Raw genomic sequence first — 23,929 nt, 5'->3', positions numbered from 1 at the left:
ATTACAAACAACGCCCTCTTAGTTGTACACTCAAATCTCGCCATAAAACATCATTAACTTCATGCTTGTTGTCGCAATACTTACGATCTTTTAGCTCTTGATTTAATAATTCAACTGCTTGGTCTTCTAGCTGTAACTTCAGAATGCTCGATTCTTCAAAATGCTCTTTCTCTATATACTGCTTAACCTCACCACGACTTGGTCTCTTATTAGGACCACGATCTAAGTTAAAGTTTTCACGATGCTTAGCTTTTACCGACACAACATAAGCAAAAAGCTTATTACCTTGCTCATCTTGCTTTTCGTGAAACTGTTTATTATTTATTTCAAAAGGCGGCTCATCATTTGAGGCACAGCCAGCGAGTAAAACCATAAGCGCTAGAACACATTTTTTCATTGTTTTTTATCGTTTTAGTTTTGAATTAAGCCGAGTCTAACAAAAATTGACGTAAACAGTGAAAATTTACGAAAAAATACTTGACCAAATTTATAAAAAAACTTAAAGTTCGTCCCGCTTGGAACTCAGCAGTCAAGCAGTTACATTATATGTAACTTAGGAATGTGGGGCTATAGCTCAGCTGGGAGAGCGCCTGCCTTGCACGCAGGAGGTCAGCAGTTCGATCCTGCTTAGCTCCACCACTTTCCTACTCCTTTTCAAATTCGTTCTACTCTTCTATTTTTCCACTGTTTTTATTATTTTTTGACACCCTAACATTCTAATTTTTCATTCTATATAATTTTAAATTTATCCATTCAACTTGTGTCTTTACAAGTTCTTAGCTATACATAATATCACACATTAGTACTTTAGGCTTAACATGGACAACCCTAAGCGTTCAACGCTAAAAAAGCTAGCTGCAATAGGTTTAACAGCAGGTGCAATAACACATACGCCTTATGTTTTTGCCAGAAAAAAAGTCACATTAAGAGTGCTTGGTACGCATGTAACACTCCAAGAGGCTATCCGCAAGCAAGCGATGAGTGACTTGGGTATTAATATAGAATTTACTCCCGCAGGCAGCGCTGCTGTTTTGCAAAAGGCATCAATGGACCCTAGCTCCTTTGATTTATACGAACAGTGGTCAAACAGCATTAATGTGCTTTGGGATGCAGGTTCTATACAGCCAATAGAAAAAAAACGACTCACCTACTTTAACGAAATAAATCCACTTACTAAAACGGGAAAACTAACCGAAACTGCAAGTATTGGTGCAGGTGATGCCCCCTATAAATTATTAAATGTTCAACCCGATGGCACGTTAAGCGCACAAGAAAGCGATCATATTAGCTTTTTACCTTATGTGCATAATGTTGACTCTTTTGGTTACAACACCGACTTTATTAAGCCCGGTATAGCATACGAAACAGAAAGCTGGAGTTGGCTGCTTGATGACGAGAACAGAGGTAAAGTAGCTATTGTAAATGCGCCTACCATTGGATTATTTGACCTAGCCCTAGCAGCACAAAGTAAAGGGCTTATAAAATTTAACAATATAGGTGCAATGACCCGCCCAGAACTTGATAGATTGTTTAGTATATTACTCGACTTTAAACGCCAAGGTCACTTTAGTGGCTATTGGAACTCGGTTCCTGAGTCGATTGAATTTATGAAAAGTAAACGAGCCCATATAGAAAGTATGTTTTCGCCTGCAGTTTCTGCATTAAACAGCCAAAATATTAATGTTCAATTTGCCGCGCCAAAAGAAGGCTACCGAGGCTGGCATGGTGTTATGTGTTTATCGTCACAAATACAAAGTAGCGCAAAAGATGCAGCTTACGATTATATGAATTGGTGGCTTTCAGGCTGGCCTGGTGCATTTATTGCTCGCCAAGGTTATTACATTAGTAACCCGCTGCGCTCTAAACTACTCCTATCTCAGTCTGAATGGGATTACTGGTACGGTGGAAAAGCAACAAACATAGATTTATTAAATACCAATGGCGACGTAGCTGTAAAAGCAGGTGGGCAACGTAATGGCGGTAGTTACCATAAACGCTTTAGTAATGTAGCAGTGTGGAATACAGTTATGCCAACCTATGACTACAGCCTGCAAAAATGGTATGAGTTGATTAGCCGATAATGATAATAAACTCAATTAAATCAAAAATAATATTAGCTCTGTGTTCGCTGATTGGATTACTTCTTTTACAGAGCTATTTGTTTAACTATTCGCAAACGTCTTTACTTAACTTGCAAAAATCGCAACATAACGCGCTTATTCAAAGTGAAGCTGTAACTAACTTAGAAAAAGATATTATTTCCCTGCAAGGGCATGCAGTTTCATTTATTGACAATGCAAATGAAAATACGATTACCAAATTTAATTTTTACTTAAATAAGGCAAATCTAAATCTCGAGCAGCTAAAAACAAACACTCAAAACCAGACCCCTGAGTATCAAAACTCACTAATACGCCTTGGCGAGTATTTAAATAATTACCAAGATACATTTGGCCAAGTTGTCGTAAACAGACAAAAACGCGAACGCCTTTACACTACTCAGTTCAAACAGCCTATTGATGATCTGCAGGTAACAATTAGTGATTTAGAAGGGTCTTCAAACAATGATAATAAAGTTATTTTTAACGATGTTTTACTCACAATAAGTAATTTAAAACACGCAATTATAAGCTATCTCTATAAACCTAATTTTGATGAGGCACAAAATGTAAAACAAAACTTAAATCACTTACATAAAAAACTAACGAGCACCTCTGTAATGAATGAATTCCTCTCCAATAAAACAACAAGCTTAAAACAAGCTTATAACCAACTTGTATTACTCACCCGTAGCTACACTTTTTCTGTAAATGTAGTGCTTACAGGCATAGAAAACGAATTGCTGTATTTAACTAATGAAATTAAAAACATAGAAAAAAATAAACTTATCAAAACAGAAGAGCTACTAAGTAGCCACTTAACAAAAAATACAGAACAGGCAAATATATTTGCCGTTTTAATTATGTTAATCATTTTATTTTTAAGCTATTTTATTTTTAGATCGGTTATAAAACCAATTACTCAGCTCACTTTATTACTTAAAGATATGAATAGCGAAAAGCCAGTAACTATTTCAAATAACAGCCAAAATCAAACTGAAATAGCATCGGTAATAAAAGCAGCTAATGCTTTATATTTAAAAAATAAGCAAACCAAAGAGCTACTCAATGAAACCCGCGTATTAAATTCCCAAATGGAAGCAATGAATGCCGACCTGACGAGCGCTATGGAGCAAACCGATAAAGCCAATAAAACAAAAATAGATTTTGTAGCCAATATGAGTCATGAACTTCGCACCCCAATGAATGGCATATTAGGTATGTTGCAACTTTTACAAAGCAGCGAGCTTCCCTCAAGGCAAAAACACTACGCAGATAAAGCTTTTTCAAGTGCTCAAAATTTATTGCAGATCTTAAATAATATTCTAGATTTTTCTAAGCTAGAATCGGAAAAAGTCCAGTTAGAGCAAATCCCTTTTACTTTACATACTATTGTTTCTAACGTTCAAAATTTATTCTCAACAAATGCCAAGCAAAAAGGTTTGTTATTAAACTTTACTTTACACGTTGATGCAGGGCTTGAACTTATTGGCGACCCAATGCACTTAAGCCAAATAATAAATAACTGTGTAGGTAACGCAATTAAGTTTACTGAGCATGGTGAAATATCATTAATTATAGAAGCGACATCTCAACACGAAAAAACAATAAACCTTCGCTTTAGTATAAAAGACACGGGTATTGGGATGACTGAAGAGCAATCAAAAATTATATTCCAGTCTTTCTCGCAAGGTGATTCAAGCACAACAAGAAAGTATGGTGGGACCGGTTTAGGACTCACTATAAGCAAACAATTAACTAAATTGCTGGGCGGAGATATACAAGTAAGGAGCACGATTAATCAAGGTAGCGAATTTTTCTTTACTTTACCCTTTACTTTATCTGAGCAACAAAAGCTTAAAAAACACGCCTTATTAATTAGCCCCGATAATGAGCAAATTAAAAAATTAATGGACTTACTAAGTGATATAAATATAACGACAGAAACAACACAAGAACCATTAAGAGCCATTGCAAAAATGTCTCAGCCTAGTAGCCCATTTAGTATTGTAATAATGTCGATAGAAAAAAAAGAGCTCAACGATAACTTTATTTTACAACAACTGTACGCTCAAAATAAAAACGTTAATGAAAAACTGACACTGATTTTATTAATTACCGATGAAGAGTCTCCTGAGCCAATTGCAAAAAATGAAAATATAGACATTATAATTATCGGTAATAAAAATAGTGAAGTTGAAGTTTTAAGAAAGCTTTCACCAAATAATTTCAAAGAAAAGCAATTAAAGCCTCACCCTAAATTCTCGGGTTTTAATGCATTAGTTGTTGATGATAATAGAATTAACCAAGAAATAGCCTCCGCCCTTTTAGCAAGATTAGATATGACCGTGATCATTGCTGATAATGGACATGATGCATTAGATAAAGTCGAGATAAATGACATCGATATTATTTTTATGGATGTTCAAATGCCAGTTATGGATGGGCTTGAAGCAACAAGCATATTAAGAGAACGAGGCTACAAAACTCCCATAATTGCCATTACGGCAGCCGCAGATCCTAATGATAAAAAAGCAGCGTTTAGAGCGGGTATGGATGACTTTTTAGTAAAACCGATTATTTTTGATGCGCTTTACGAAAGTATTGAAAAGCATCTGCAAAGTAGCGAATCTCTGAGCACTATAAACCTGCCTTTAGCAAAAGAAAACCTAGAAAACAATGACGAATTGTTAGCTAAATTATTTACTCAGTTTGTCAACGATTACAATGACTTTTCGATTAAAGCTGATATATTAATCAAAAATGGAGAGTTAGAAAGCTTAATTCGACTAGTACATACACTCAAAGGCTTGGCCGGCACATTAGGCTTTGAGCTACTGCAACAAAGCGCTCAAAGTGTTGAGGAAAGCTTAATAGATAAGAAAAGTATTAATTTATCTCATTTTAATGAGCAATTAATACTTACACTTTTTGCTGTAAAACAATTTTTGATAGCTGATAGCTTTAAAAAAGAACATATACAGCAACATGAACTAGAAAACGAAGACTCGGTTATTGATAATATATACTCATTAGCATTAACGGCTCGCCCCGTACCTAGCAGTTTGGTTAGACAGCTAGAAATGAATCAATATGAGAGAGGCCACTCTCTATTTAAGCTCAAAGAAGCAATTGATCACTTTAACTACGCGTTAGTAATTGAGCTTATTGATAAGTATAGAAACGATAATAAAAATTAGGCATAACCACTAACCTGAACTAGATTTAATATTGTAAAGAACGCAGAGAAGGACAGATAGTGCATTCAAATTACCTCGCAAACAATAATGGATTAACCACAGAACAAAAGCATAAACCTTTAATTCTTATTGTTGATGACGAACCTAGTAATTTACACGTATTAGTAGAAGGACTTTTAACTGACTACGATGTACGTATTTCTACTAGTGGTGAGCAGGCTTTGATCTTTATTGAGTCAACTCGGCCTGACTTGATTTTATTAGACATAATGATGCCAGGCATGGACGGCTACGAAGTATGTAATATACTCAAAGCGAAACAAAATACCAAAGGGATCCCTGTCATATTTGTAACAGCACTTACAGAAGAAGAGTCTGAAGAAAAAGGCTTTGCAATGGGCGCAATTGATTACATACATAAGCCTTATAAACTAGCTCTAGTTAGAGCGCGTATTCGTACACACATTACAGCGCAAGGCATGCTAGACAGGTTAATAGAAAAAAACTTTGATCTGCACGACAAGCTACTCGAAATAGAGTCTCTTGCGAAAGAGCTTAGCCAGCGAGAAGAAGAATTAAGAGAACTCTCATCAAAACAAAAATTATTTTATCAAGCCCTAACGGGAACTGCCGATGGTGTTGTTATTACCGATAGTAACGGCAAAATTATTGCGGTAAACCCTTCATTTTGTCGTATAACCGGTTACTGTGAATCAGACTCACTACAAATGCAGTTGCACGATATTAAACAAAATAACCATCCTAGCATTAGCTTTGACCAAGTATGGGAACATGCAAATCAAGCAGGCTATTGGAGTGGAGAACTTGTAACCAGACGAAAAAATGGCGAACTTTATCCAGAGCTACTAACTCTCAGTTTGGTTAAAGGCGATCAAGATACTAACGTTCACTATATTGGTGTATTCAGTGATATTTCGAGCGTTAAAGTAACCCAAGAAAGAATTCATTACCTTACATGGCATGATGAACTTACAGGTTTACCCAACCGAAATGGGTTTTTAAAGCAGTTAGAGCAACAACTTCAAGTTTGTAGTACCGAAAATAGTTATGCCTATATTTATATTATTGATATAGACAGCTTCCACTCAATTAATGATGGATTAGGCTTACTCGCTGGCGATAATATTTTAAAAGAATTAACTAAACGAATTCATTCTAAGGTGAGTAAAAAAGATGTTATTGCTCGCTTAGGCAGTGATGAGTTTGCAGTACTGTGTACAGTTGAAAAAGGTGTGGGCAGAGCTAGAGCTCAAGCAATGGCTGAAAATAAAGCCCAAGAGCTACTTGCAAGTGTAAACCATCCATTTGTCGTTGCTGAGCAAGACGTTAGCTTAACAGTAAGTATTGGCACCTATATTTTTCCACGAGAAGATCAATGGGAAAGTGCTATTGAGACTATTCGTAATTGTGAAGCGGCCTGTTACAAAGCAAAAGAGAAAGGCGGCAATAGAGTTACCTTTTTTGATACTTCATTTGGCGAGCAAGCAAAACGCCGTTTTGAAATAGAACAAGATTTACGTAAAGCTATTTCTAATAACGAGTTATCGCTATATTTACAATCCCAATTTGATCGAAACCAAACCCTTAAAGGCGCTGAAGTTTTATTAAGATGGGAGCATCCTCAAAAAGGCTTTATTAGCCCTGGTGAGTTTATATCTATAGCTGAAGAGTCAGATATAATTTACGATTTAGATTGCTGGGTAACTTCAAATGCACTTGAAATACTAACGCAACTTGGTAAAACTCACCCTGAGTTAAACTTATCAATTAATATAAGTGGCAGGCACTTTCATGAAGCGCGTTTTTTAAACTTTATTAGCCAACAGATAAAGCAACATAACATTAATCCTCAACAACTCACTATTGAGATAATTGAAGGTACGTTACTTAATCATATGGAAGCGGCTATTGAAGCTGTTCACTTTCTCAAGAAGTTAGGTATTAGAGTATCAATTGATGACTTTGGTACTGGATATTCGAGCTTAACCTACCTAAAACAGTTACCAATACAAGAACTTAAAATTGATCGTTCTTTTGTTTTAGAGGCTCCTACCGATAACAACGATAAACTAATTATTGATATGATTGTAAGCTTAGGTCGTTTATTTGAACTCGAGATAGTTGCTGAAGGCGTAGAGAACCAGTCCCACTTTGATTTACTACAGGAGTATCCTGAGGTTATTCTGCAAGGCTATTATTTACACAGGCCTGAACCCGCAAGTGATTGGTTTAAAAAGTTAAAGTAACTGTAGCGTGATTTATAAACTAAAAAGCCGAGCATGAATATGCTCGGCTTTTTATGGACTTAATTTTTGCGGTTACTCGCGAACTTGGCCAACTCCATTAACTAAATACTTTTCGGTCGTTAGTGACTCGAGGCCCATAGGACCGTATGCATGTAGCTTGGAAGTAGCTATTCCAATCTCTGCACCTAGGCCCAATTGTGAGCCATCAGAAAAACGAGACGATGCGTTAACCATTACTACAGAAGCATCAACACTACGTTGGAATAACTCTGCAGCAGCTTCATTTTTAGTACAAATTACTTCTGTATGGTTTGATCCAAACTGTGCAATGTGTTCAACCGCTGCCGTAAAGTTTGGTACAACGCGAATAGCGATTTCTAGGTCTAGATATTCTTCACCAAATTCGTTATCGGCTAACACAGTTGCATTATCAAAATATTTAGCTGCAAAGCTGTCAGCATTTATTTTTACACCTTCCTGGCGTAATACAACTGCACACAGATTTAAAAACTCATCTGCCACATCTTGATGCACAACTAAACCTTCTAGTGCATTACAAACACCAGTACGCTGCGTTTTACCGTTAAGCAGTAAGTTAAGCGCAATTTCTAGGTCGGCATCTTTATCTACATATAGATGACAAACGCCTTTGTAATGCTGAATTACTGGGATCGTGCTGTTTTCAGTAACAAAGTTAATTAAACCCTCGCCGCCGCGTGGAATGATTAAATCAATGCTTTCACGTTGCTGCATTAGTTCCATTAGTAGCGCACGGTCTGGATCTGGAATCACTGAAATAAGTGATACCGGTAAGTTGTGCTTCTCAAGTACGCTGTGCATTACACTTGCGATAGCTTGTGAACTTCTAAGTGCTTCTTTGCCGCCACGTAAAATTACGCCATTACCTGATTTAAAGCATAATGCACCAGCGTCTGCTGTCACATTCGGGCGTGCTTCGTAAATCATACATACAACGCCAAGAGGTACTCGCATTTTGCGAATTTTAATACCATTTGGGCGCTCAGTAATATCACGCAGCTGACCAACAGGATCATCAAGGCTTACGATTACTTCAATACCTTCTGCCATTGCTTCAATACGCTCATCGTTTAACGTTAAGCGGTCGATCATTGAGGCTGCTAAGTTATTGTCGCGTGCTGCGCTTAAATCACTTTCATTTTCTTTTATTATAAATGCTTTGTGCTCTCTTAGTGCCGCTGCCATTTCAACTAATACTTGGTTTTTAGTCTCGGTATCGAGTAAAGCAAGTGTATGTGCAGCTTTAGCTGCCTGACGTGAAATGTCCGTAATTAAACTCATGACTTCTCCAATAATGCGATATGTTTTTCAGATATAACTGGTCCAATTGAATCCTGCATTTTTTCGCTGAATTCACTCTGTTCGTTGTCTGCAATAAAGTTTAACAAACAGCTACTATAATTTGCGGTCGCTTTAGCTAAACGCGTACCGTCTTCACTACGTACTAAAATGGTATCACCCACGGCAAATTCACCGTGAACTTCCATGATTTCGTCACCACGAATACATCCACTTTCACCTTCAAGAGATTCATCAAATGATCCATCAACAACAACTTCACCTTGCTCATTTGCTGTATGTGTCATCCAATGAATAGAGTCCTGCATCGGTTTTTCGTACGGTAAAAATACACTACCTGGGTTTTCTCCAGCTAGCAGTTTTGTAAATGTTTCTTCTTTAAAGCCATTTATAATATAAGTCGCTATACCATGTGACGTTGCTTTTTCTGCCGCTTCTATTTTAGTTTTCATACCACCAGTACCTACCGCACTTGTAGCACATCCTGCCATAGCATAAATAGATTCATCAATTGATTTTATTTCAGGCAGTAACACCGCATCATCATGTAAGTTAGGGTTTTTATCATATAGCCCATCAACGTCTGAGAATATTAATAAAGCATCGGCATCGGCAGCTGCTGCGACCATTGCTGATAAGTTATCGTTGTCACCTACTCGTAAATCGTCGGTGGTTACTGCATCGTTTTCATTAATGATAGGAAGTACACCATGTTCAAGTAAAGTGAACACGGTTTCACGGATGCTCTGGTAACGCTCGCGGTCACGTAAATCGCCATGCGTTAATAATAGCTGCGCAGATGGAAAGTCAAAAAAGCGGTCCCACATGGCAATCATTTCTGTTTGACCCGCTGCCGCCATTGCTTTTTTCATTACCACAGAGCGTGGTTTGTCTGATGGGAATAAATGCGCGCCAGCAGCTACAGAACCCGATGATACTAAAATCACTTCGATTCCACGGGCACGACAACGAACAATGAACTGTGCGATGGTTAATATGTAACGCGAACGGCAGCCATCTTGATCTGGTGCAATTAATGCACTACCTACTTTAAGTACGATACGTCGCCAATTTAACTTTTGCATAAATGCTCAACTTTCCATTTTATCTGCGCTCACCTTAATTAGACGAGCTAAAACTAAGTAGCTAGGTTTAAAACATAGCTTCGAATTTGTCTTTCATTTAGGCAACACTTTTTTACACACACGCGAAAACCATATCTAAAACAATAAGCTTAGATTTAAGGTTAAGTATAAAGTAGCAACAACCCAATAATATCGAGCAGCACTAATCAAAAAATTTAAAAGTGTTGTTTATGCATCGCTGTAAAAAGCTGTGTGTGGCTTTTTTATTAACAACATACATAGAGCCTCTAAAGTCTGATACACCAACAGATAGGGTGAAGACCAAAGGACCGAGATTTAACCGCCACGATGGGGGTTAAACATTGAAAGTAATAGTTCAACTCAAACCTTTATTTACTTAAATAATTAAATAAACTTGTTTAGCAAAACCATACCAAGAGTTCGGCAAATGAAATTTTGTAGTGTTCGAATACTAGTAACACCAATAATACATGATTATAAAGATTAAAAATGACGTTAAGATTAACAAACCACTTTTACTTCCAATAAACTTCATTAGATAACTAATTATTAGAACACGAAGCATATTACACTAAATACCCCTCAAAAATCAAGGTTAAAATTCGAGCGAAGCTAATTCCTCCTCGTTTGTGGTGTTAGATTGTTATTAAAATTCAACCAATTAAACAATTAATACAGCCTAAAATAAGGCGGCTTAACACGCGCAAAATAATTTAAGCCTACTAATCTTCTATAAGCAGCTAAAATTGATTAGTAATATTTTAATTTCCCGTGTATACCCCTGTATTAATAATTAACAAAAGTTATACTTTCTAAACAAACCGTCATAAATAAGGAATTCTTAATCTATGTCAGCAATTTACATAGCCGGTATCGCACTTTGCTCTGTGCTTGCCCAATGGGTCGCGTGGGCTTTTAGAGTGCCCGCTATTCTTTTCTTATTGCTTACTGGTCTTTTACTTGGGCCATTTAGTGGTGTTTTAGACCCTGATGCATTGTTAGGTGATTTACTGTTTCCAGTTGTATCACTAAGTGTTGCCATCATTTTATTTGAAGGATCCTTAACTCTGCATTTCAGAGAGCTAAAAGGAATCGGAAAAGTTGTAAGAAACCTTTGCTCCATCGGCATGCTTACTACCTGTATTATTATTAGCCTCAGCGCCTATTGGTTGCTTGAACTTAATTGGCGTGTAGCTGCGGTATTAGGTGCAGTGCTAGTTGTAACAGGCCCTACTGTTATAGCACCGCTATTAAACTCAATGCGCCCAACACAAGACATTGACCGCATACTTCGATGGGAAGGTATTGTAATAGACCCGATCGGCGCATTATTCGCTGTATTAGTATTTGAAGCCGTAATGCTGGTAGGCCAAGGCGAAGTATTTAGCCACACTATTATTGCTTTAGTTAAAACCCTAGGTGTTGGATTAAGTATTGGTGTTGCTGCTGGTTGGTTAACAACACTATTAATGCGCCGCGAGTGGCTACCATTTGAATTACATAAGTTTGGTATATTGGCATTAGTACTCATTAGTTTTTCTGTATCAAACTATTTAAGCCATGAATCAGGCCTATTAGCAGTGACTGTATTTGGTATTTGGCTTGCTAACCAAGACGATTTAGAAATAGATTCTGTACTTGAGTTCAAAGAAGACTTGTCGATGATATTAATATCAACGCTGTTTATTTTACTTGCAGCACGCTTACAGCTCTCTGATTTAATGATGCTCGACAGCGATGTATTTATATTTTTAGCTATCGTGCTTTTTGTTGCTCGGCCACTGTGTATTGCTATTTCGACCTTTGGTACTGACTTACCAATGAAGTCTCGTTTGGTACTTGCCTGGATAGCTCCACGCGGTATAGTCGCCGCAGCCGTTGGGTCGGTATTTGCGCTTAGCATGATGGAGTCTGGTGTTGCGGATGCTGAAAAAATGGTACCTCTTATATTTACAGTAATTATAATTACCGTTGTACTACAGAGCTTAACCGCCATCCCTGTTGCCAAGCTATTAGGCGTACGCCAACCATCGCCAAATACAATATTAATTATTGGTGCAAACCATGTATCGCGTGCAATCGGCCGAGGCTTACAAGAACAAAACATTCCGGTTCACCTGTCAGATCCTGCATGGGAAAACTGCAGAATGGCACGTATGGATGGTTTAGCTTGTTATTATGGTAACCCGCAATCAGAGCATGCTGAACGCTACTTACCTCTAACAACGATTCGTAGTGTATTAGCATTATCGCCAAATCGTCATCATAATGCGTTAGGTGTTCAATACTTTTCTCATTTACTTAATGAAAAAAATGTATTTTCGCTACGCTCATCAACGTCGCATGCAAAAGCAAATAAAGACAGCGCAACGTTTTTATCTAGACAAATACTGTTTGGAGACGAAGGCTCGTATGCACGTTTAAGCAGTATTATAGCTAAAGGCGGTAAGGTTAGTTCAACACGTATCTCGGATGAGTTTAGCTGGGAACAATACTTAGAAATGAACCCTGAGGCTATCCCTTTATTTATTCTCAAAGGTGATAAAGACAGTGATGACGATACACCAATTAAGCTAAGACCGTTTACAATCAACATGGAAAAACCGCCGCAAGAAGGCGAACGCGTTGTTGCATTACAGCCGCCTAAAATGTCAGTTTTAAAAGACCCGCAAACAAAGGCTAAAGAAGACAGTTAAATACTTTTACAGTCTGTAAAAACTAAAAAACCCTAACTTAAAAAGTTAGGGTTTTGTTTTTAACAGCCATTAAATAGGAAGGCGAGCTCGAGCAACCACACTATCTGGCATTTTTTGCGCTAACTTAGTCAGCGCTCGCTCAATTTTTCTATGAGTCGCTTTATCTGCCACCATAGAATTAAATAGCCAACGATAGGCATCTTCAAAATCACGCGGGCTGCCATAACCATCATTAAATAATTTAACTAAACGTAGTTGTGCTTTTAAATTGCCTTGCGACGAGGCTTCACGCAAATACGTAATTGCCATTGCTTTATCTTGCTGAACTAAGCGACCAGTGTCATAGTATCGTCCCAATTGCTCTAGCGCTGCCGCTAAGCCTTGCTCAGCTGCTTTTCGCATGTAATACACACCTAACTCTACATTGCGATCAACGCACACGTTATAAGCCAGCATATCGCCGTATAAAAATTGATAAGACGGCAATGCCATTTTATTGGCTCGTGCTTCTATATCTTGCACCAACTGGCAATCATCTGCCTTTACGCGCGCTAAATGCGTATTTTTATTTATTAACGCAATTAGCTCTGATTCTGTATACAGCGGCACAGCAGCAGGGCTTTCTGTAGCTAAGCTGTTGGTTGCTATAAATAAAGACAGCGGTATTAACGAAAGCCTTAGTACGCAATTATGATTAAATAAACGCATGTTCACCACTTATATAAATAAACTTATTAAATAATATACAAAGATCGTTCCAAGGTGAATTTTAGACATAAAAAAAGCTGCACGAAGCAGCTTTTTTTAATCTAATGGTAATTACGCAAACGGATTGCGAAGCACCATAGTTTCTACACGGTCAGGACCTGTAGAAATAATATCAATTGGAACACCCGTAATTTCTTCAATACGTTTGATGTAGTCAATCGCAGCTTTTGGTAAACCGTCAAGACTCGTTACACCAACAGTGTTTTCTGACCAACCTGGCATTTCTTCGTATACTGGTGTTACTTTATCGTAACCTTCAGCCGCTAATGGTGTTACGTTAGTAACTGTGCCATCTTCAAGCTTGTAACCAGTACAGATTTTAAGTGTTTCTAAGCCATCTAAAACATCAAGCTTAGTTAAACAAAAACCTGAAATACTGTTGATTTGAACTGCACGGCGCATAGCCACTGCATCTAACCAACCAGTACGACGAAGTCGACCTGTTGTAGCGCCAAACTCATGGCCTTTATCACCTAGGTGCTTACCAACTGGATCTTGTTTATCAAGACCGTCGTAAAGCTCTGTAGGGAAAGGACCTGAACCAACACGTGTCGTGTACGCTTTAATAATACCTAAAACGTAATCAAGGTTTAATGGACCAAAACCTGCACCAGTCGCAACGCCACCAGCGGTAGTGTTTGAAGATGTTACATAAGGGTAAGTACCGTGATCTATATCAAGTAACGTACCTTGTGCACCTTCAAATAAAATGTTTTCGCCTGCTAAACGCGTTTGATCTAAAAGCTCAGTTACATCTACAACCATTGCTTTTAAGATATCAGCAACAGCCATTGCATCATCGAACGTTTTTTGGAAATCTACAGCATCTACTTTGTAGTAGTTAACTAAAGTGAAGTTGTGGTACTCAAGCACTTCTTTTAATTTAGCTGCAAATACTTCAGGATTAAATAAATCGCCTACGCGTAAACCACGACGTGCTACTTTATCCTCGTACGCAGGACCGATTCCACGGCCAGTTGTACCAATAGGCTTATCGCCACGAGCTGTTTCGCGGGCTACATCTAATGCAACATGGAAAGGCAAGATTAGCGGACATGCTTCACTTATTAAAAGACGCTCGCGTACTGGTACGCCGCGCTCTTCAAGCATGCCAATTTCTCTCATTAGCGCTTCTGGTGATAAAACTACACCATTACCAATCACACATTTAACATTGTCACGTAATACACCCGATGGAATAAGGTGTAGAACCGTCTTTTCACCTTCGATAACTAAAGTATGACCCGCATTGTGGCCACCTTGATAACGAACTACTAAAGATGCTTTGTCTGTAAGGAGATCAACTACCTTACCCTTTCCTTCGTCACCCCATTGGGTGCCTAATACAACAACGTTTTTACCCATCGTAAATTCACTTAGAGAAAATTAGGACGAGATTTTACCAGAAAACTAAAGTAAAGATCACCCCTGTTCAGCTTATTTTTTCTGCGGGCAATTGTTATATCCAAATATTGACCAATAACCACATAAATAACAGTGATTTAACGCACTAGTTTGTATTTAACAAAAAGCCCCGCAAATGCGAGGCTTTTTAACTTTTAAATAATTAACGTAAAGTCTATTGAGCTTTAGCGCCTTTCATATATTGGAAGAAGTCGCTATCTGGTGAAAGCACCATAACATCTTGCTTATCTTTAAAAGTCTTTTTGTAAGCTTCCAGCGAACGTACAAAACTAAAGAACTCAGGGTCTTTGTTGTACGCATTAGCATAAATGCCTGCAGCATCAGCATCGCCTTGACCACGTACAGAACGTGCATTACGCTCAGCATCAGCAAGCATTACAGTTACTCGACGGTCAACTCCCGCACGAATAGTCTCTGCTTTTTCCTGACCTTCAGAGCGGTGCTCTTTTGCAACCGCAGTACGCTCAGCGCGCATACGTTGGTAAATAGAGCTACTCACTTCTTGTGGTAGGTTGATTTGCTTAACACGTACGTCTAGTACTTCAATACCTAGCTCACGTGCACTTTCAGAAGCTTGTACTAACGCTTCTTCCATCAACTCGCTACGCTCACCTGATACAATTTCGCGAATTGTACGTGTACCAAAGTTTGTACGAAGACCATTGTTTACTTTTTGCTTAAGTAGCGTTTCAGCATATTGCTTATCGCCACGAGCACGTAAGTAAAAAGCACTAAAGTCATTAACGCGCCATTTTACAAACGAATCAACAATTAAGTCTTTTTTCTCGCTAGTAACAAAGCGATCTGGCGCACCATCTAGCGTTTGAATACGTGCATCAATACGACGTACTTGGCTAAAAAATGGTACTTTAAATTGTAGGCCTGGGCCATATACAATCGCTTTATCGTCGCTATCTTTTTGTACTTTACTGAATAACATTACAATTGCTTTTTGCCCTTCAGGTACAACAAATACCGATGAGAAAGACATAACAATGGCAGCTAATAGTATTACTAAACTAAAGTTTTTCATTATGATTATCTCCCATCATTGAAGCGGTCGTTGTTAAAGCGGTCATTGCCACTATTAACAGAGCTATTGCGCGACGTATTAACTTTATTACGTAAGTCTTGAATATCACTTGAACTTGGAAGTGCAACGCGTGTTGCAGCTCCTTGCTTGTCCATGATTTTATCAAGAGGTAAATACATCATGTTATTGCCGCCTTTAACATCAACCAATATTTTAGAACTACTCCCTAACACTTCTTCCATTGCATCAATGTATAAGCGCTCACGAGTAACTTCTTTAGCTGCTTGATATTCAGGTAAAAGCTTTTCAAAGCGAGCTACCTCACCTTGTGCTTCTAATGTAATGCGCTCTTGATAACCTTCCGCTTCTTGAGTCATACGCGTTACTTGACCACGAGCACGCGGTTCAATTTCACGAGCATATGCTTCTGCTTCACGGATGAAACGTTCTTCATCTTCTTGTGCAGCAATTGCATCATCAAATGCATCTTTAACTTCAGTTGGTGGACGAGAGTCTTTAAAGTTCACGTCAGTAACAATTAAACCTAAGTTATATGGTTCGATAATCTTATTAAGCTCATCCCATGTATTTTGACGAACAACCTCACGGCCATTAGTTAATACTTGGTCCATTTTTGCATGGCCCACAACATAACGCAGTGCACTGTCTAGCGCTTCTTCTAAGCTACTATCAGCGTTAGTTACGCTAAATTCATAAAGGTATGGGTCAATAACACGGTATTGCACCTGAAACTCAACGCTCACTACGTTTTCGTCTTCAGTAAGCATAAAACCAGAAGCCGATAATGAACGAACAGCTTCAATATCTACTGGGATTACCGTTTCGATGAAAGTCATTTTCCAACGCAAACCAGGATCAGCAATTCGGTCATATTTACCAAATTGAAGAACCACACCACGCTCGGCTTCTTTAACCGTATAAATACCACTTAACGCCCATACAATAACGGCGATAATAAGTATGAATGAAATACCGGCTCCGCCAAGTCCACCGCCGCTACCATTGCCGGATTTTTTCCCGCCAAATAAGCCGCTGAACTTGTTACTAAACTTGCGGAACACCTCGTCTAAATCAGGTGGGCCTTGATCACGTCCGCCTTTATTATTCCACGGATCTTTGTCATTGCCATTATTACCCGGTTCATTCCAGGCCATAGCTATACTCCATTGTTATCTAAATAAATTAGGAAATTGTGTTAAATCTAACAAATCTACCGCGTTTCTCATACAAAAACCGACATTAAAACGTCAATTTTTAATTACGGTTGATAAAACCAGCAATTTCAGGACCAAATTCTTTAATTAAACGATTCCACTCAACCATTGGCATTCTAACATCTAACAGCCAATTACCTTGCTCATCAAATTGCTCTTCATGCACTGCATTTAAACTGAACAATGCTGCTCTTAAGCGACCATACAATGGCGTAAGGAATAATGTTTCGTTAAACATCTTCTTAGCTAGTAGCTCACTGATAGCCTCGCTAAGTAATTCACACCCTTTACCAGTCTGAGCGCTAAGCCATACTCTTATAGGTTGGCCTTCGTCGTCTCGATCAATACGTGGGCTTACGTTATCCAGCGCATCAATTTTATTATAAATTAATAGCTGTGGTACTTCATCGGCCTCAATTTCTTTAAGCACCGATTGTACTTGTTCAATATTTTCTTGCAGACGTGAGTCTGCTGCATCAATTACGTGTAACTGCAAATCAGCTTCGCGAGTTTCAGTAAGCGTTGCTTTAAAAGCAGCAACTAAGTCATGTGGTAGGTGACGAATAAAGCCCACTGTATCAGCTAAGATAACAGGGCCAACATCACCTAACTCAAGCTTACGTAGAGTCGGGTCAAGCGTGGCAAACAACTGATCGGCCGCGTATACATCTGAATTTGTAATTCGATTAAATAACGTAGATTTACCCGCATTGGTATAACCAACTAATGAAACTGTAGGTATTTCGTTGCGAGTACGAGCTCGCCTACCTTGTTCACGTTGCACTGCAACTTTAGCTAAACGTGCACGAATATTTTGAATACGGGCACGAAGTAATCTTCTGTCAGTTTCAAGTTGAGTTTCACCAGGACCACGTAAACCAATCCCCCCTTTTTGACGTTCAAGGTGAGTCCAGCCTCGAATTAATCGAGTCGACATATGGCGAAGTTGAGCCAATTCAACTTGCAGCTTACCCTCGTGGGTACGTGCGCGTTGGGCAAAAATATCAAGAATTAGTGTCGTTCTATCAAGCACACGACATTGACAAACGCGCTCTAAATTACGCTCTTGTGATGGCCTGAGTTGATGATTAAAAATTACGACATCTGCATTGTGGATTTTGACAATCTCAGCTATTTCTTCTGCTTTACCGGTACCGACGAATAGTTTCGGATGTGGTGCTTGACGGCTGCCTTGCACAACCGCCAAACTACTAACACCAGCAGAAGATACCAACATTTCTAATTCATGAAGATCTTCACGATCCCCTTCTTTAGGTAAGTCGATATGAACTAAAATTGCCTGTTCGCCGGATTCATAGCGGTCAAACAAACATTATGCTCCTAATTAAAAGTTACCAGCTTCTGGTTCTTCAGTGTCTTCACTCCCTTGAACTGCTTGGAAGTTAACTGCGCGAGCAGGGACAACTGTAGAAATTGCATGCTTATAAACCATTTGATTTACGGTGTTCTCTAGTAAAATAACAAATTGGTCAAATGACTGAATTTTGCCTTGTAATTTTATGCCATTTACCAAAAAGATTGATACTGGAATGCGCTCACGTCGTAGTGCATTCAAAAATGGGTCTTGTAACGATTGGCCTTTTGCCATGTTATTGTTCCTTCGTTCTAGGTGTTATTATAATTAAGTGGCTGAACTTATTTGATAAAAAACAATATTCAACTACTACTAGCTTAGCGAACTTACTACACGATGCAAGTTTTCTTCGTCGCCTGTTGTTAACCAAGTAACATCAGGCCAACTACGAAGCCACGTTAACTGCCGTTTTGCCAGCTGACGTGTTGCTGCGATGCCACGAAAAACCATTTCATCATGGTTTGTTTCACCCGCAAGGTAATCCCACATTTGTCTATAACCAACACAACGAATAGAAGGCATATTGGGGTGTAAATCCTTACGTAGATATAGGGTCGAAACTTCATTTTCAAACCCCTGATCAATCATTATTTTAAACCTTTCTTCAATTCGGCGGTGTAATTCACTGCGTTCTTGCGGTGCAATCGCAAATTGATGAAAAGTATAAGGTAAAGCCGGCTGTTTTTGCATTTGCAACTCAGTCATGGTCTTACCAGTTAACCTGTAAACCTCTAAAGCCCGATTAATTCTTTGTGAATCATTTTCACTTATTTTTTCGGCTGCTTTTGGGTCAACTTTAACTAATTCTTTATATAAATGAGGCCAGCCAAATTCTTTAGCTTGCGCTTCTAACTCTGCTCTTATCTCTGTATCTGCTTCAGGTAATGGCGATAAACCATCAATTAAAGATTTGAAGTACAGCATTGTACCTCCAACCAATACAGGCACTTTACCTTGTCTGTGAAATTCGTCAATTTTTTGCACTGCATCGCGCCTAAAATCTGCAACTGAATACGTTTCACTCGGGTCAAGTAGATCAATTAAATGATGCGGAGCTTTGGCTAACTCTTCGGCATCAGGTTTTGCTGTACCAATGTCCATACCTTTATACACTAGCGCTGAATCTACGCTGATTATTTCTGTATTTAAATGCTCGCACAGCGAGATTGCCAATGCTGTTTTACCTGCTGCAGTTGGACCCATTAAAAATATAACTGGTAAATTACTCAACACTGATACCTTAATCTAATTGCGTTAAATAGTGATTTAGCTCTATTTTAACTGCTTTTTTACGCAAGCGTTCAATAGTTTGTGGATTATTTTGTAAGCGCATTTGTTGCGCTAAAAATACATTGCTTAAATAAAATCGGGTCGGCACGCATTTCATTTGCCATTCTAACCAATTTTCTATATTTTCAAGTTTTGCTTTACACGCATCAAGTAGCTCACCTACCGCTGCACTTACGTCAAGTAAATATAAACACGCTGGCAATTTTTTAACCATTACAAATTGTTTTTCTATTACAAGTTCAAAACCAAGTAAGGTAAACCACGATTGCTGGGATTCTATAAGTAAGCAATCTTCTTTTTCTAAGTTTACTCGCACTGGTAACAAAAGGGCTTTCCCTTCTAAACTTCCGAACTCTTTAATTTGATTATGCCAATCATCAACTAATGCATATTTAAAATGTGAGCAATACAATTGCTGCTCTTCACTAAAGACACACACTCCTTTACTAACACTTATAATAGAAACAGCTTTTAAGACATTATCAACAGATACTGATTGGTGTTGTGCAGCAGATATATTGGCTGCATTATCAAAATGCGCGGCGTGTTGCTCACTCACTCCTTGATAAAACGCATTTACGTCATGATGGCTCGTACTTGGTGCAGCACGGTATGCTCCGCTAACACTTCTAGTACCTGAGGACGAACTTGAGCTACCAGCACTTCCAGAGTAAGAGGGCTGTAATTGCGATTTAGGGTAATCAAACACTCCTTCGCTTTCTATATTATTAGCACTGCTATGCGTTGACTCAATGAACGCTGGCGTGAATTCTGCTTCTATGCTCGCTGATTCGTTAGTGAATTCGCCTTGCAATGGCACGACTACCTGCTTAATAGCTTGCAATATAAAATCATGAATTAATCGCCCTTGATGAAAACGCACTTCATGCTTAGCAGGGTGAACATTTACATCAACCTGTCGTGGGTCAATATCAATATAAATAACAAACCCTGGTAGCTCTTGCGTCCCGCTTACCTCTTCAAACGCTTGGCGTATCGCATGCAAAATAAGCTTATCGCGCATCATGCGATTATTCACATAAGTGTACTGAGTCGTATTAGCTGAGCCGACAGGCAGCACCCAACCATGCAACTGTAAACCGCCTTCTCCTGATTGAATATGCAAACCTTGCTCGGCAAAGGCCTTACCTGCAACTTGTGCTACGCGTGTTATAGCCTGAGAGGGATCAGTTTTGGCACGATACTGCCTTACTACTTTTTCGTTGTGAGTTAGTGTAATAGAGACATCAAAGCGACTAAGCGCAATACGCTTTATCAACTCATCAATATGGCTAAATTCAGTTTTTTCGGTGCGTAAAAATTTACGACGTGCTGGAGTGTTAAAAAATAAATCTTTTACTTCAATGGTTGTGCCATCGGGATGCGCTACAGGTTTTACTTGAACGGCCATGTCGCGGCCTTCTGCAAAAGCTTGCCAAGCTGCTTCTTGCTCTTTTGGTTTTGAGCTCAGCGTTAAACGCGACACAGAACTAATTGACGCAAGTGCTTCCCCTCTAAAGCCAAGTGAGCAAATGTTTTCAAGGTCATCAAGTGATTTTAATTTACTTGTCGCGTGGCGAGAAAGTGCGAGCGTTAGCTCATCTTTACTTATCCCTGCGCCATTATCACGAATACGAATAAGTTTGTGGCCGCCGCGCTCAATATCAATTTGAATACGCGTTGCGCCAGCATCTAAGCTATTTTCAACAAGCTCTTTTACTACCGACGCTGGGCGCTCAACCACTTCGCCTGCGGCAATTTGGTTGGCTAAACGCGCGGGTAATATTTCAATATTCATGAGACTTCCTAGCAAACATTGCGCTAATAATAATGACTAACTTTGAGGTATATCGAGCTCTTGCCCAATAAATAAGGTATTAGAACTAAGCTTATTAACTTGTTTTAATTTATTGACTGTAACGCCATAGCGACTCGCTAACATACTTAAAGATTCACCGGGGCGTACTTTATGCTTTGTTGGATATTGCGACTTTAATTTAGCAAATAAAGAATCATCCGGCGGATTTTTCAAATAATAATTTTTAATTGAAGTAAATATAGCTTTAGCTAAACGCTCTTGATGATTAGGACTTTTAAGTAGCTTTTCTTCTCGCGGGTTAGATATAAACCCTGTTTCTACCAAAATAGATGGAATATCTGGTGATTTTAGTACTGCAAGGCTCGCATGCTGGGGATCTTTTTTATGCAGTTTGGCAACCTTACGAAGCTCTTTAACCACTTCGTCAGCTACATTTAAGCCAGTTTTCATTGAGTGGTCCATCGACATATCAAGCAACGCTTGTGCTAGATATTTTTCATTGGCGGCATCTTTCATTACATCAGCAGCGCCACCTAAAAGCTCGGAGTGTTTTTCTTTATCTTCTATCCATTTACCTATTTCTGAATTAGCACGTCTTAATGATAAAACCCACACAGAGGCACCATTTGGCCCAGGGCTTGTAAATGCATCAGCATGAATAGAAACAAAAAAATCTGCCTTTTTTTCACGGGCCCGATTAGTACGGGTATTTAATTTTACAAAATAGTCACCGCTTCGTACCATGCGCGAAATCATGCCACGTTCGCCATCAATCATGCGCTCTAAACGCTTCGCAATTTGCAGTGTAACTGTTTTTTCGTAGGTGCCTGATGGCCCAATTGAACCAGGGTCTTCGCCGCCATGCCCCGCATCAATCGCAATAACAATGTCGCGCTCTTGGCTTAGTTGACGGTTTTTAGCGGCTGTTTGAGCGGGAGAAACTGTAGTAGCTTGGCTTTTATTGTATAAATCAACAACGAGTCTATTTTTATAAGGGCCTGTAGGTGCGAGGGCAAATACCACTGGCTTTATTGGCGCACTTAATTCAAATACTAAACGTACGCTTTGTTTATTTTTAGGTTTTGAGTAACGTAATTTGCTTACTATTTGATGTTTCGGGGGCACACCTGGCAATGTTTTTAACTCGCTAGTATTTTCTAAATCAATCACTAGGCGGCTAGGGTTTTTAAGCATGAAATAGCTAAAGTCGGGCTTATCATTTAAATCAAATACCACGCGCGTACTATCTGGAGACGGCCATACACGCACACTATTGATTGTGTTTTTAGCCCATAGCGGCAAGCTTATGGTGATAACCATAAGATAAATAAAAAGTTTAACTACACCTCGGCTCATTGGATAATTACTGCCTTAACTATATTATTATTGATTATTTAGTTTTTCGACAATTGCTATACCGCGCTCATTCGCACTATTTATAACAATTTTACGTTCGTTACCCACATAGCTTAGAGTAATATCTAAATCAGGCACAGGAATAAATTCACCACCCTTTTCAGGCCATTCAACAACACAAATTGCGTCTGCTGAGAAATAATCGCGTATTCCCATGTATTCGAGTTCTTCAGGATCACCTAAGCGGTATAAGTCAAAATGATAAACATTTGCACGCTCAAGCTCATAAGGTTCTACTAGTGTATAGGTCGGGCTTTTAACCTTACCTGTATGGCCAAAGCCTTGCACTACACCTCGTGTAAACGTTGTTTTACCAGCACCTAAATCACCATGTAAATAAATAACCGCACCTTGATCTATAATATCAGCAACGCGATTACCCATTGCAACCGTGGCAATCTCATCAGTTAAATGAAATTCAAAACTACGCGTCATTATTACCTCAAAAATTCATTCAAAAGCGCATATTTGCTAATCATACCAGAATATTCATTTAAGGCGATAAATTGAGGTTTTAGACATAAAAAAACCAGACAAGCGAATGATTAAAGTTATATTTGAATATCTATTTTCGATACCTTAAAACTGTAACATTGAAATAAAGTAAGAGAAAAGTAACACAACGGCTGAGATGCCTATAGCCAGTATTAAAGTTACTGAGATATGTAAGCTTATAATCAAACTTTTGTGATTCAACCACTAGTTCTGATACAAAAAATATATGGCAACAACGGAGTTGATGACACAAACCAGAATAACTACCCTGCATGCTTTTGTATTTCTGATAAAAAGATAATACCAACTAACTTAACGTATTTAGTTTTCATAGTTTTCATAGTTTTCATAGTTTTCATAGTTTTCA

At 38.7% G+C, this 23,929-nt stretch carries 17 protein-coding genes and 1 tRNA gene; 5 read left to right on the top strand and 13 right to left on the bottom strand.

Annotated elements, in window-relative coordinates; translation table 11 throughout:
• Position 1: 1 nt before the first annotated feature.
• A complete protein-coding gene (locus H5120_RS17405; protein WP_002957870.1) occupies positions 2-397 on the bottom strand; it encodes a hypothetical protein in 396 nt (131 codons plus the stop codon).
• Positions 398-563: 166 nt separating this feature from the next.
• On the opposite strand from H5120_RS17405, the gene H5120_RS17400 reads away from it, so the two are divergent.
• From H5120_RS17400 to H5120_RS17385, 4 genes are all read left to right on the top strand, one after another.
• Positions 564-639 (top strand) — tRNA-Ala (locus H5120_RS17400).
• 179 nt (positions 640-818) lie between these two features.
• Complete coding sequence (locus H5120_RS17395) at positions 819-2,081, top strand: PotD/PotF family extracellular solute-binding protein (protein ID WP_182675620.1); 1,263 nt, start codon at positions 819-821, stop codon at positions 2,079-2,081.
• Entirely contained in the window at positions 2,081-5,299 is a 3,219-nt protein-coding gene (locus tag H5120_RS17390; RefSeq protein WP_182675619.1) for an ATP-binding protein, read from the top strand. Before H5120_RS17395 ends, H5120_RS17390 begins: the two co-directional genes overlap by 1 nt.
• 59 nt (positions 5,300-5,358) lie before the next feature.
• Positions 5,359-7,566 carry an EAL domain-containing protein gene (locus H5120_RS17385; protein WP_182671469.1) on the top strand — a complete coding sequence of 736 codons (2,208 nt, stop codon included), beginning with the start codon at positions 5,359-5,361 and terminating at the stop codon, positions 7,564-7,566.
• A 72-nt stretch (positions 7,567-7,638) separates the two neighbouring features.
• On the opposite strand, the gene H5120_RS17380 is transcribed toward H5120_RS17385, so the two are convergent.
• Both H5120_RS17380 and proB read right to left on the bottom strand, forming a co-directional pair.
• The gene (locus H5120_RS17380) at positions 7,639-8,886 is read right to left on the bottom strand and encodes a glutamate-5-semialdehyde dehydrogenase (protein ID WP_182675618.1); all 1,248 of its coding nucleotides are present in this window, start codon (positions 8,884-8,886) and stop codon (positions 7,639-7,641) included.
• Positions 8,883-9,989, bottom strand: a complete 1,107-nt coding sequence (gene proB, locus H5120_RS17375) for a glutamate 5-kinase (protein ID WP_002957876.1) — start codon at positions 9,987-9,989, stop codon at positions 8,883-8,885. Before proB ends, H5120_RS17380 begins: the two co-directional genes overlap by 4 nt.
• An 869-nt stretch (positions 9,990-10,858) precedes the next feature.
• Between proB and H5120_RS17370 the strand changes: the two genes are divergently transcribed.
• Positions 10,859-12,706 (top strand): sodium:proton antiporter, encoded by a 1,848-nt coding sequence (locus H5120_RS17370; RefSeq protein ID WP_002957877.1) that lies wholly within the window; start codon positions 10,859-10,861, stop codon positions 12,704-12,706.
• Between the two features lie 69 nt (positions 12,707-12,775).
• Here the strand turns inward: H5120_RS17370 and H5120_RS17365 are convergent, their stop codons facing one another.
• The 10 genes from H5120_RS17365 to tsaE all read right to left on the bottom strand — a co-directional run bounded on the left by H5120_RS17365 (position 12,776) and on the right by tsaE (position 23,502).
• Positions 12,776-13,414, bottom strand: coding sequence for a tetratricopeptide repeat protein (locus H5120_RS17365; protein ID WP_182675617.1), 639 nt, complete (start codon positions 13,412-13,414; stop codon positions 12,776-12,778).
• Positions 13,415-13,525: 111 nt separating this feature from the next.
• On the bottom strand, positions 13,526-14,839 hold the full coding sequence (locus H5120_RS17360) for an adenylosuccinate synthase (protein ID WP_024597266.1): 1,314 nt from the start codon (positions 14,837-14,839) through the stop codon (positions 13,526-13,528).
• A gap of 214 nt (positions 14,840-15,053) precedes the next feature.
• Positions 15,054-15,932 (bottom strand): protease modulator HflC, encoded by an 879-nt coding sequence (gene hflC / locus H5120_RS17355; RefSeq protein ID WP_002957880.1) that lies wholly within the window; start codon positions 15,930-15,932, stop codon positions 15,054-15,056.
• 5 nt (positions 15,933-15,937) lie between these two features.
• Positions 15,938-17,107 carry an FtsH protease activity modulator HflK gene (gene hflK / locus H5120_RS17350; RefSeq protein ID WP_149593759.1) on the bottom strand — a complete coding sequence of 390 codons (1,170 nt, stop codon included), beginning with the start codon at positions 17,105-17,107 and terminating at the stop codon, positions 15,938-15,940.
• Positions 17,108-17,207: 100 nt separating this feature from the next.
• Positions 17,208-18,497 carry a ribosome rescue GTPase HflX gene (gene hflX / locus H5120_RS17345; protein ID WP_182675616.1) on the bottom strand — a complete coding sequence of 430 codons (1,290 nt, stop codon included), beginning with the start codon at positions 18,495-18,497 and terminating at the stop codon, positions 17,208-17,210.
• Positions 18,498-18,512: 15 nt separating this feature from the next.
• A complete protein-coding gene (gene hfq / locus H5120_RS17340) occupies positions 18,513-18,776 on the bottom strand; it encodes an RNA chaperone Hfq (RefSeq protein ID WP_007586402.1) in 264 nt (87 codons plus the stop codon).
• 78 nt (positions 18,777-18,854) lie between these two features.
• A complete protein-coding gene (gene miaA / locus H5120_RS17335) occupies positions 18,855-19,772 on the bottom strand; it encodes a tRNA (adenosine(37)-N6)-dimethylallyltransferase MiaA (protein ID WP_002957884.1) in 918 nt (305 codons plus the stop codon).
• A 10-nt stretch (positions 19,773-19,782) separates the two neighbouring features.
• Entirely contained in the window at positions 19,783-21,630 is a 1,848-nt protein-coding gene (mutL, locus tag H5120_RS17330; protein WP_182675615.1) for a DNA mismatch repair endonuclease MutL, read from the bottom strand.
• Between the two features lie 36 nt (positions 21,631-21,666).
• Positions 21,667-23,007 carry an N-acetylmuramoyl-L-alanine amidase gene (locus H5120_RS17325; RefSeq protein ID WP_182675614.1) on the bottom strand — a complete coding sequence of 447 codons (1,341 nt, stop codon included), beginning with the start codon at positions 23,005-23,007 and terminating at the stop codon, positions 21,667-21,669.
• Positions 23,008-23,034: 27 nt separating this feature from the next.
• On the bottom strand, positions 23,035-23,502 hold the full coding sequence (tsaE, locus tag H5120_RS17320; protein ID WP_182675613.1) for a tRNA (adenosine(37)-N6)-threonylcarbamoyltransferase complex ATPase subunit type 1 TsaE: 468 nt from the start codon (positions 23,500-23,502) through the stop codon (positions 23,035-23,037).
• Between the last annotated feature and the right edge of the window lie 427 nt (positions 23,503-23,929).

This window comes from Pseudoalteromonas sp. SR43-2, assembly GCF_014163885.1.
GTDB lineage: Bacteria > Pseudomonadota > Gammaproteobacteria > Enterobacterales > Alteromonadaceae > Pseudoalteromonas > Pseudoalteromonas distincta.
The sequence above is the reverse complement of the archived record's forward strand: the minus strand, read 5'-3'. Positions and strand labels throughout refer to the sequence as shown.

What these genes read in the sequence shown, in the direction of transcription:
- H5120_RS17380 (WP_182675618.1), bottom strand. Translation starts at nt 8,886, where the DNA reads ATGAGTTTAATTACGGACATTTCACGTCAGGCAGCTAAAGCTGCACAT.
- H5120_RS17390 (WP_182675619.1), top strand. Translation starts at nt 2,081, where the DNA reads ATGATAATAAACTCAATTAAATCAAAAATAATATTAGCTCTGTGTTCG.
- H5120_RS17395 (WP_182675620.1), top strand. Translation starts at nt 819, where the DNA reads ATGGACAACCCTAAGCGTTCAACGCTAAAAAAGCTAGCTGCAATAGGT.
- H5120_RS17325 (WP_182675614.1), bottom strand. Translation starts at nt 23,007, where the DNA reads ATGAGCCGAGGTGTAGTTAAACTTTTTATTTATCTTATGGTTATCACC.
- tsaE (WP_182675613.1), bottom strand. Translation starts at nt 23,502, where the DNA reads ATGACGCGTAGTTTTGAATTTCATTTAACTGATGAGATTGCCACGGTT.
- H5120_RS17405 (WP_002957870.1), bottom strand. Translation starts at nt 397, where the DNA reads ATGAAAAAATGTGTTCTAGCGCTTATGGTTTTACTCGCTGGCTGTGCC.
- H5120_RS17365 (WP_182675617.1), bottom strand. Translation starts at nt 13,414, where the DNA reads ATGCGTTTATTTAATCATAATTGCGTACTAAGGCTTTCGTTAATACCG.
- proB (WP_002957876.1), bottom strand. Translation starts at nt 9,989, where the DNA reads ATGCAAAAGTTAAATTGGCGACGTATCGTACTTAAAGTAGGTAGTGCA.
- mutL (WP_182675615.1), bottom strand. Translation starts at nt 21,630, where the DNA reads ATGAATATTGAAATATTACCCGCGCGTTTAGCCAACCAAATTGCCGCA.
- hflK (WP_149593759.1), bottom strand. Translation starts at nt 17,107, where the DNA reads ATGGCCTGGAATGAACCGGGTAATAATGGCAATGACAAAGATCCGTGG.
- H5120_RS17370 (WP_002957877.1), top strand. Translation starts at nt 10,859, where the DNA reads ATGTCAGCAATTTACATAGCCGGTATCGCACTTTGCTCTGTGCTTGCC.
- H5120_RS17360 (WP_024597266.1), bottom strand. Translation starts at nt 14,839, where the DNA reads ATGGGTAAAAACGTTGTTGTATTAGGCACCCAATGGGGTGACGAAGGA.
- hfq (WP_007586402.1), bottom strand. Translation starts at nt 18,776, where the DNA reads ATGGCAAAAGGCCAATCGTTACAAGACCCATTTTTGAATGCACTACGA.
- hflC (WP_002957880.1), bottom strand. Translation starts at nt 15,932, where the DNA reads ATGAAAAACTTTAGTTTAGTAATACTATTAGCTGCCATTGTTATGTCT.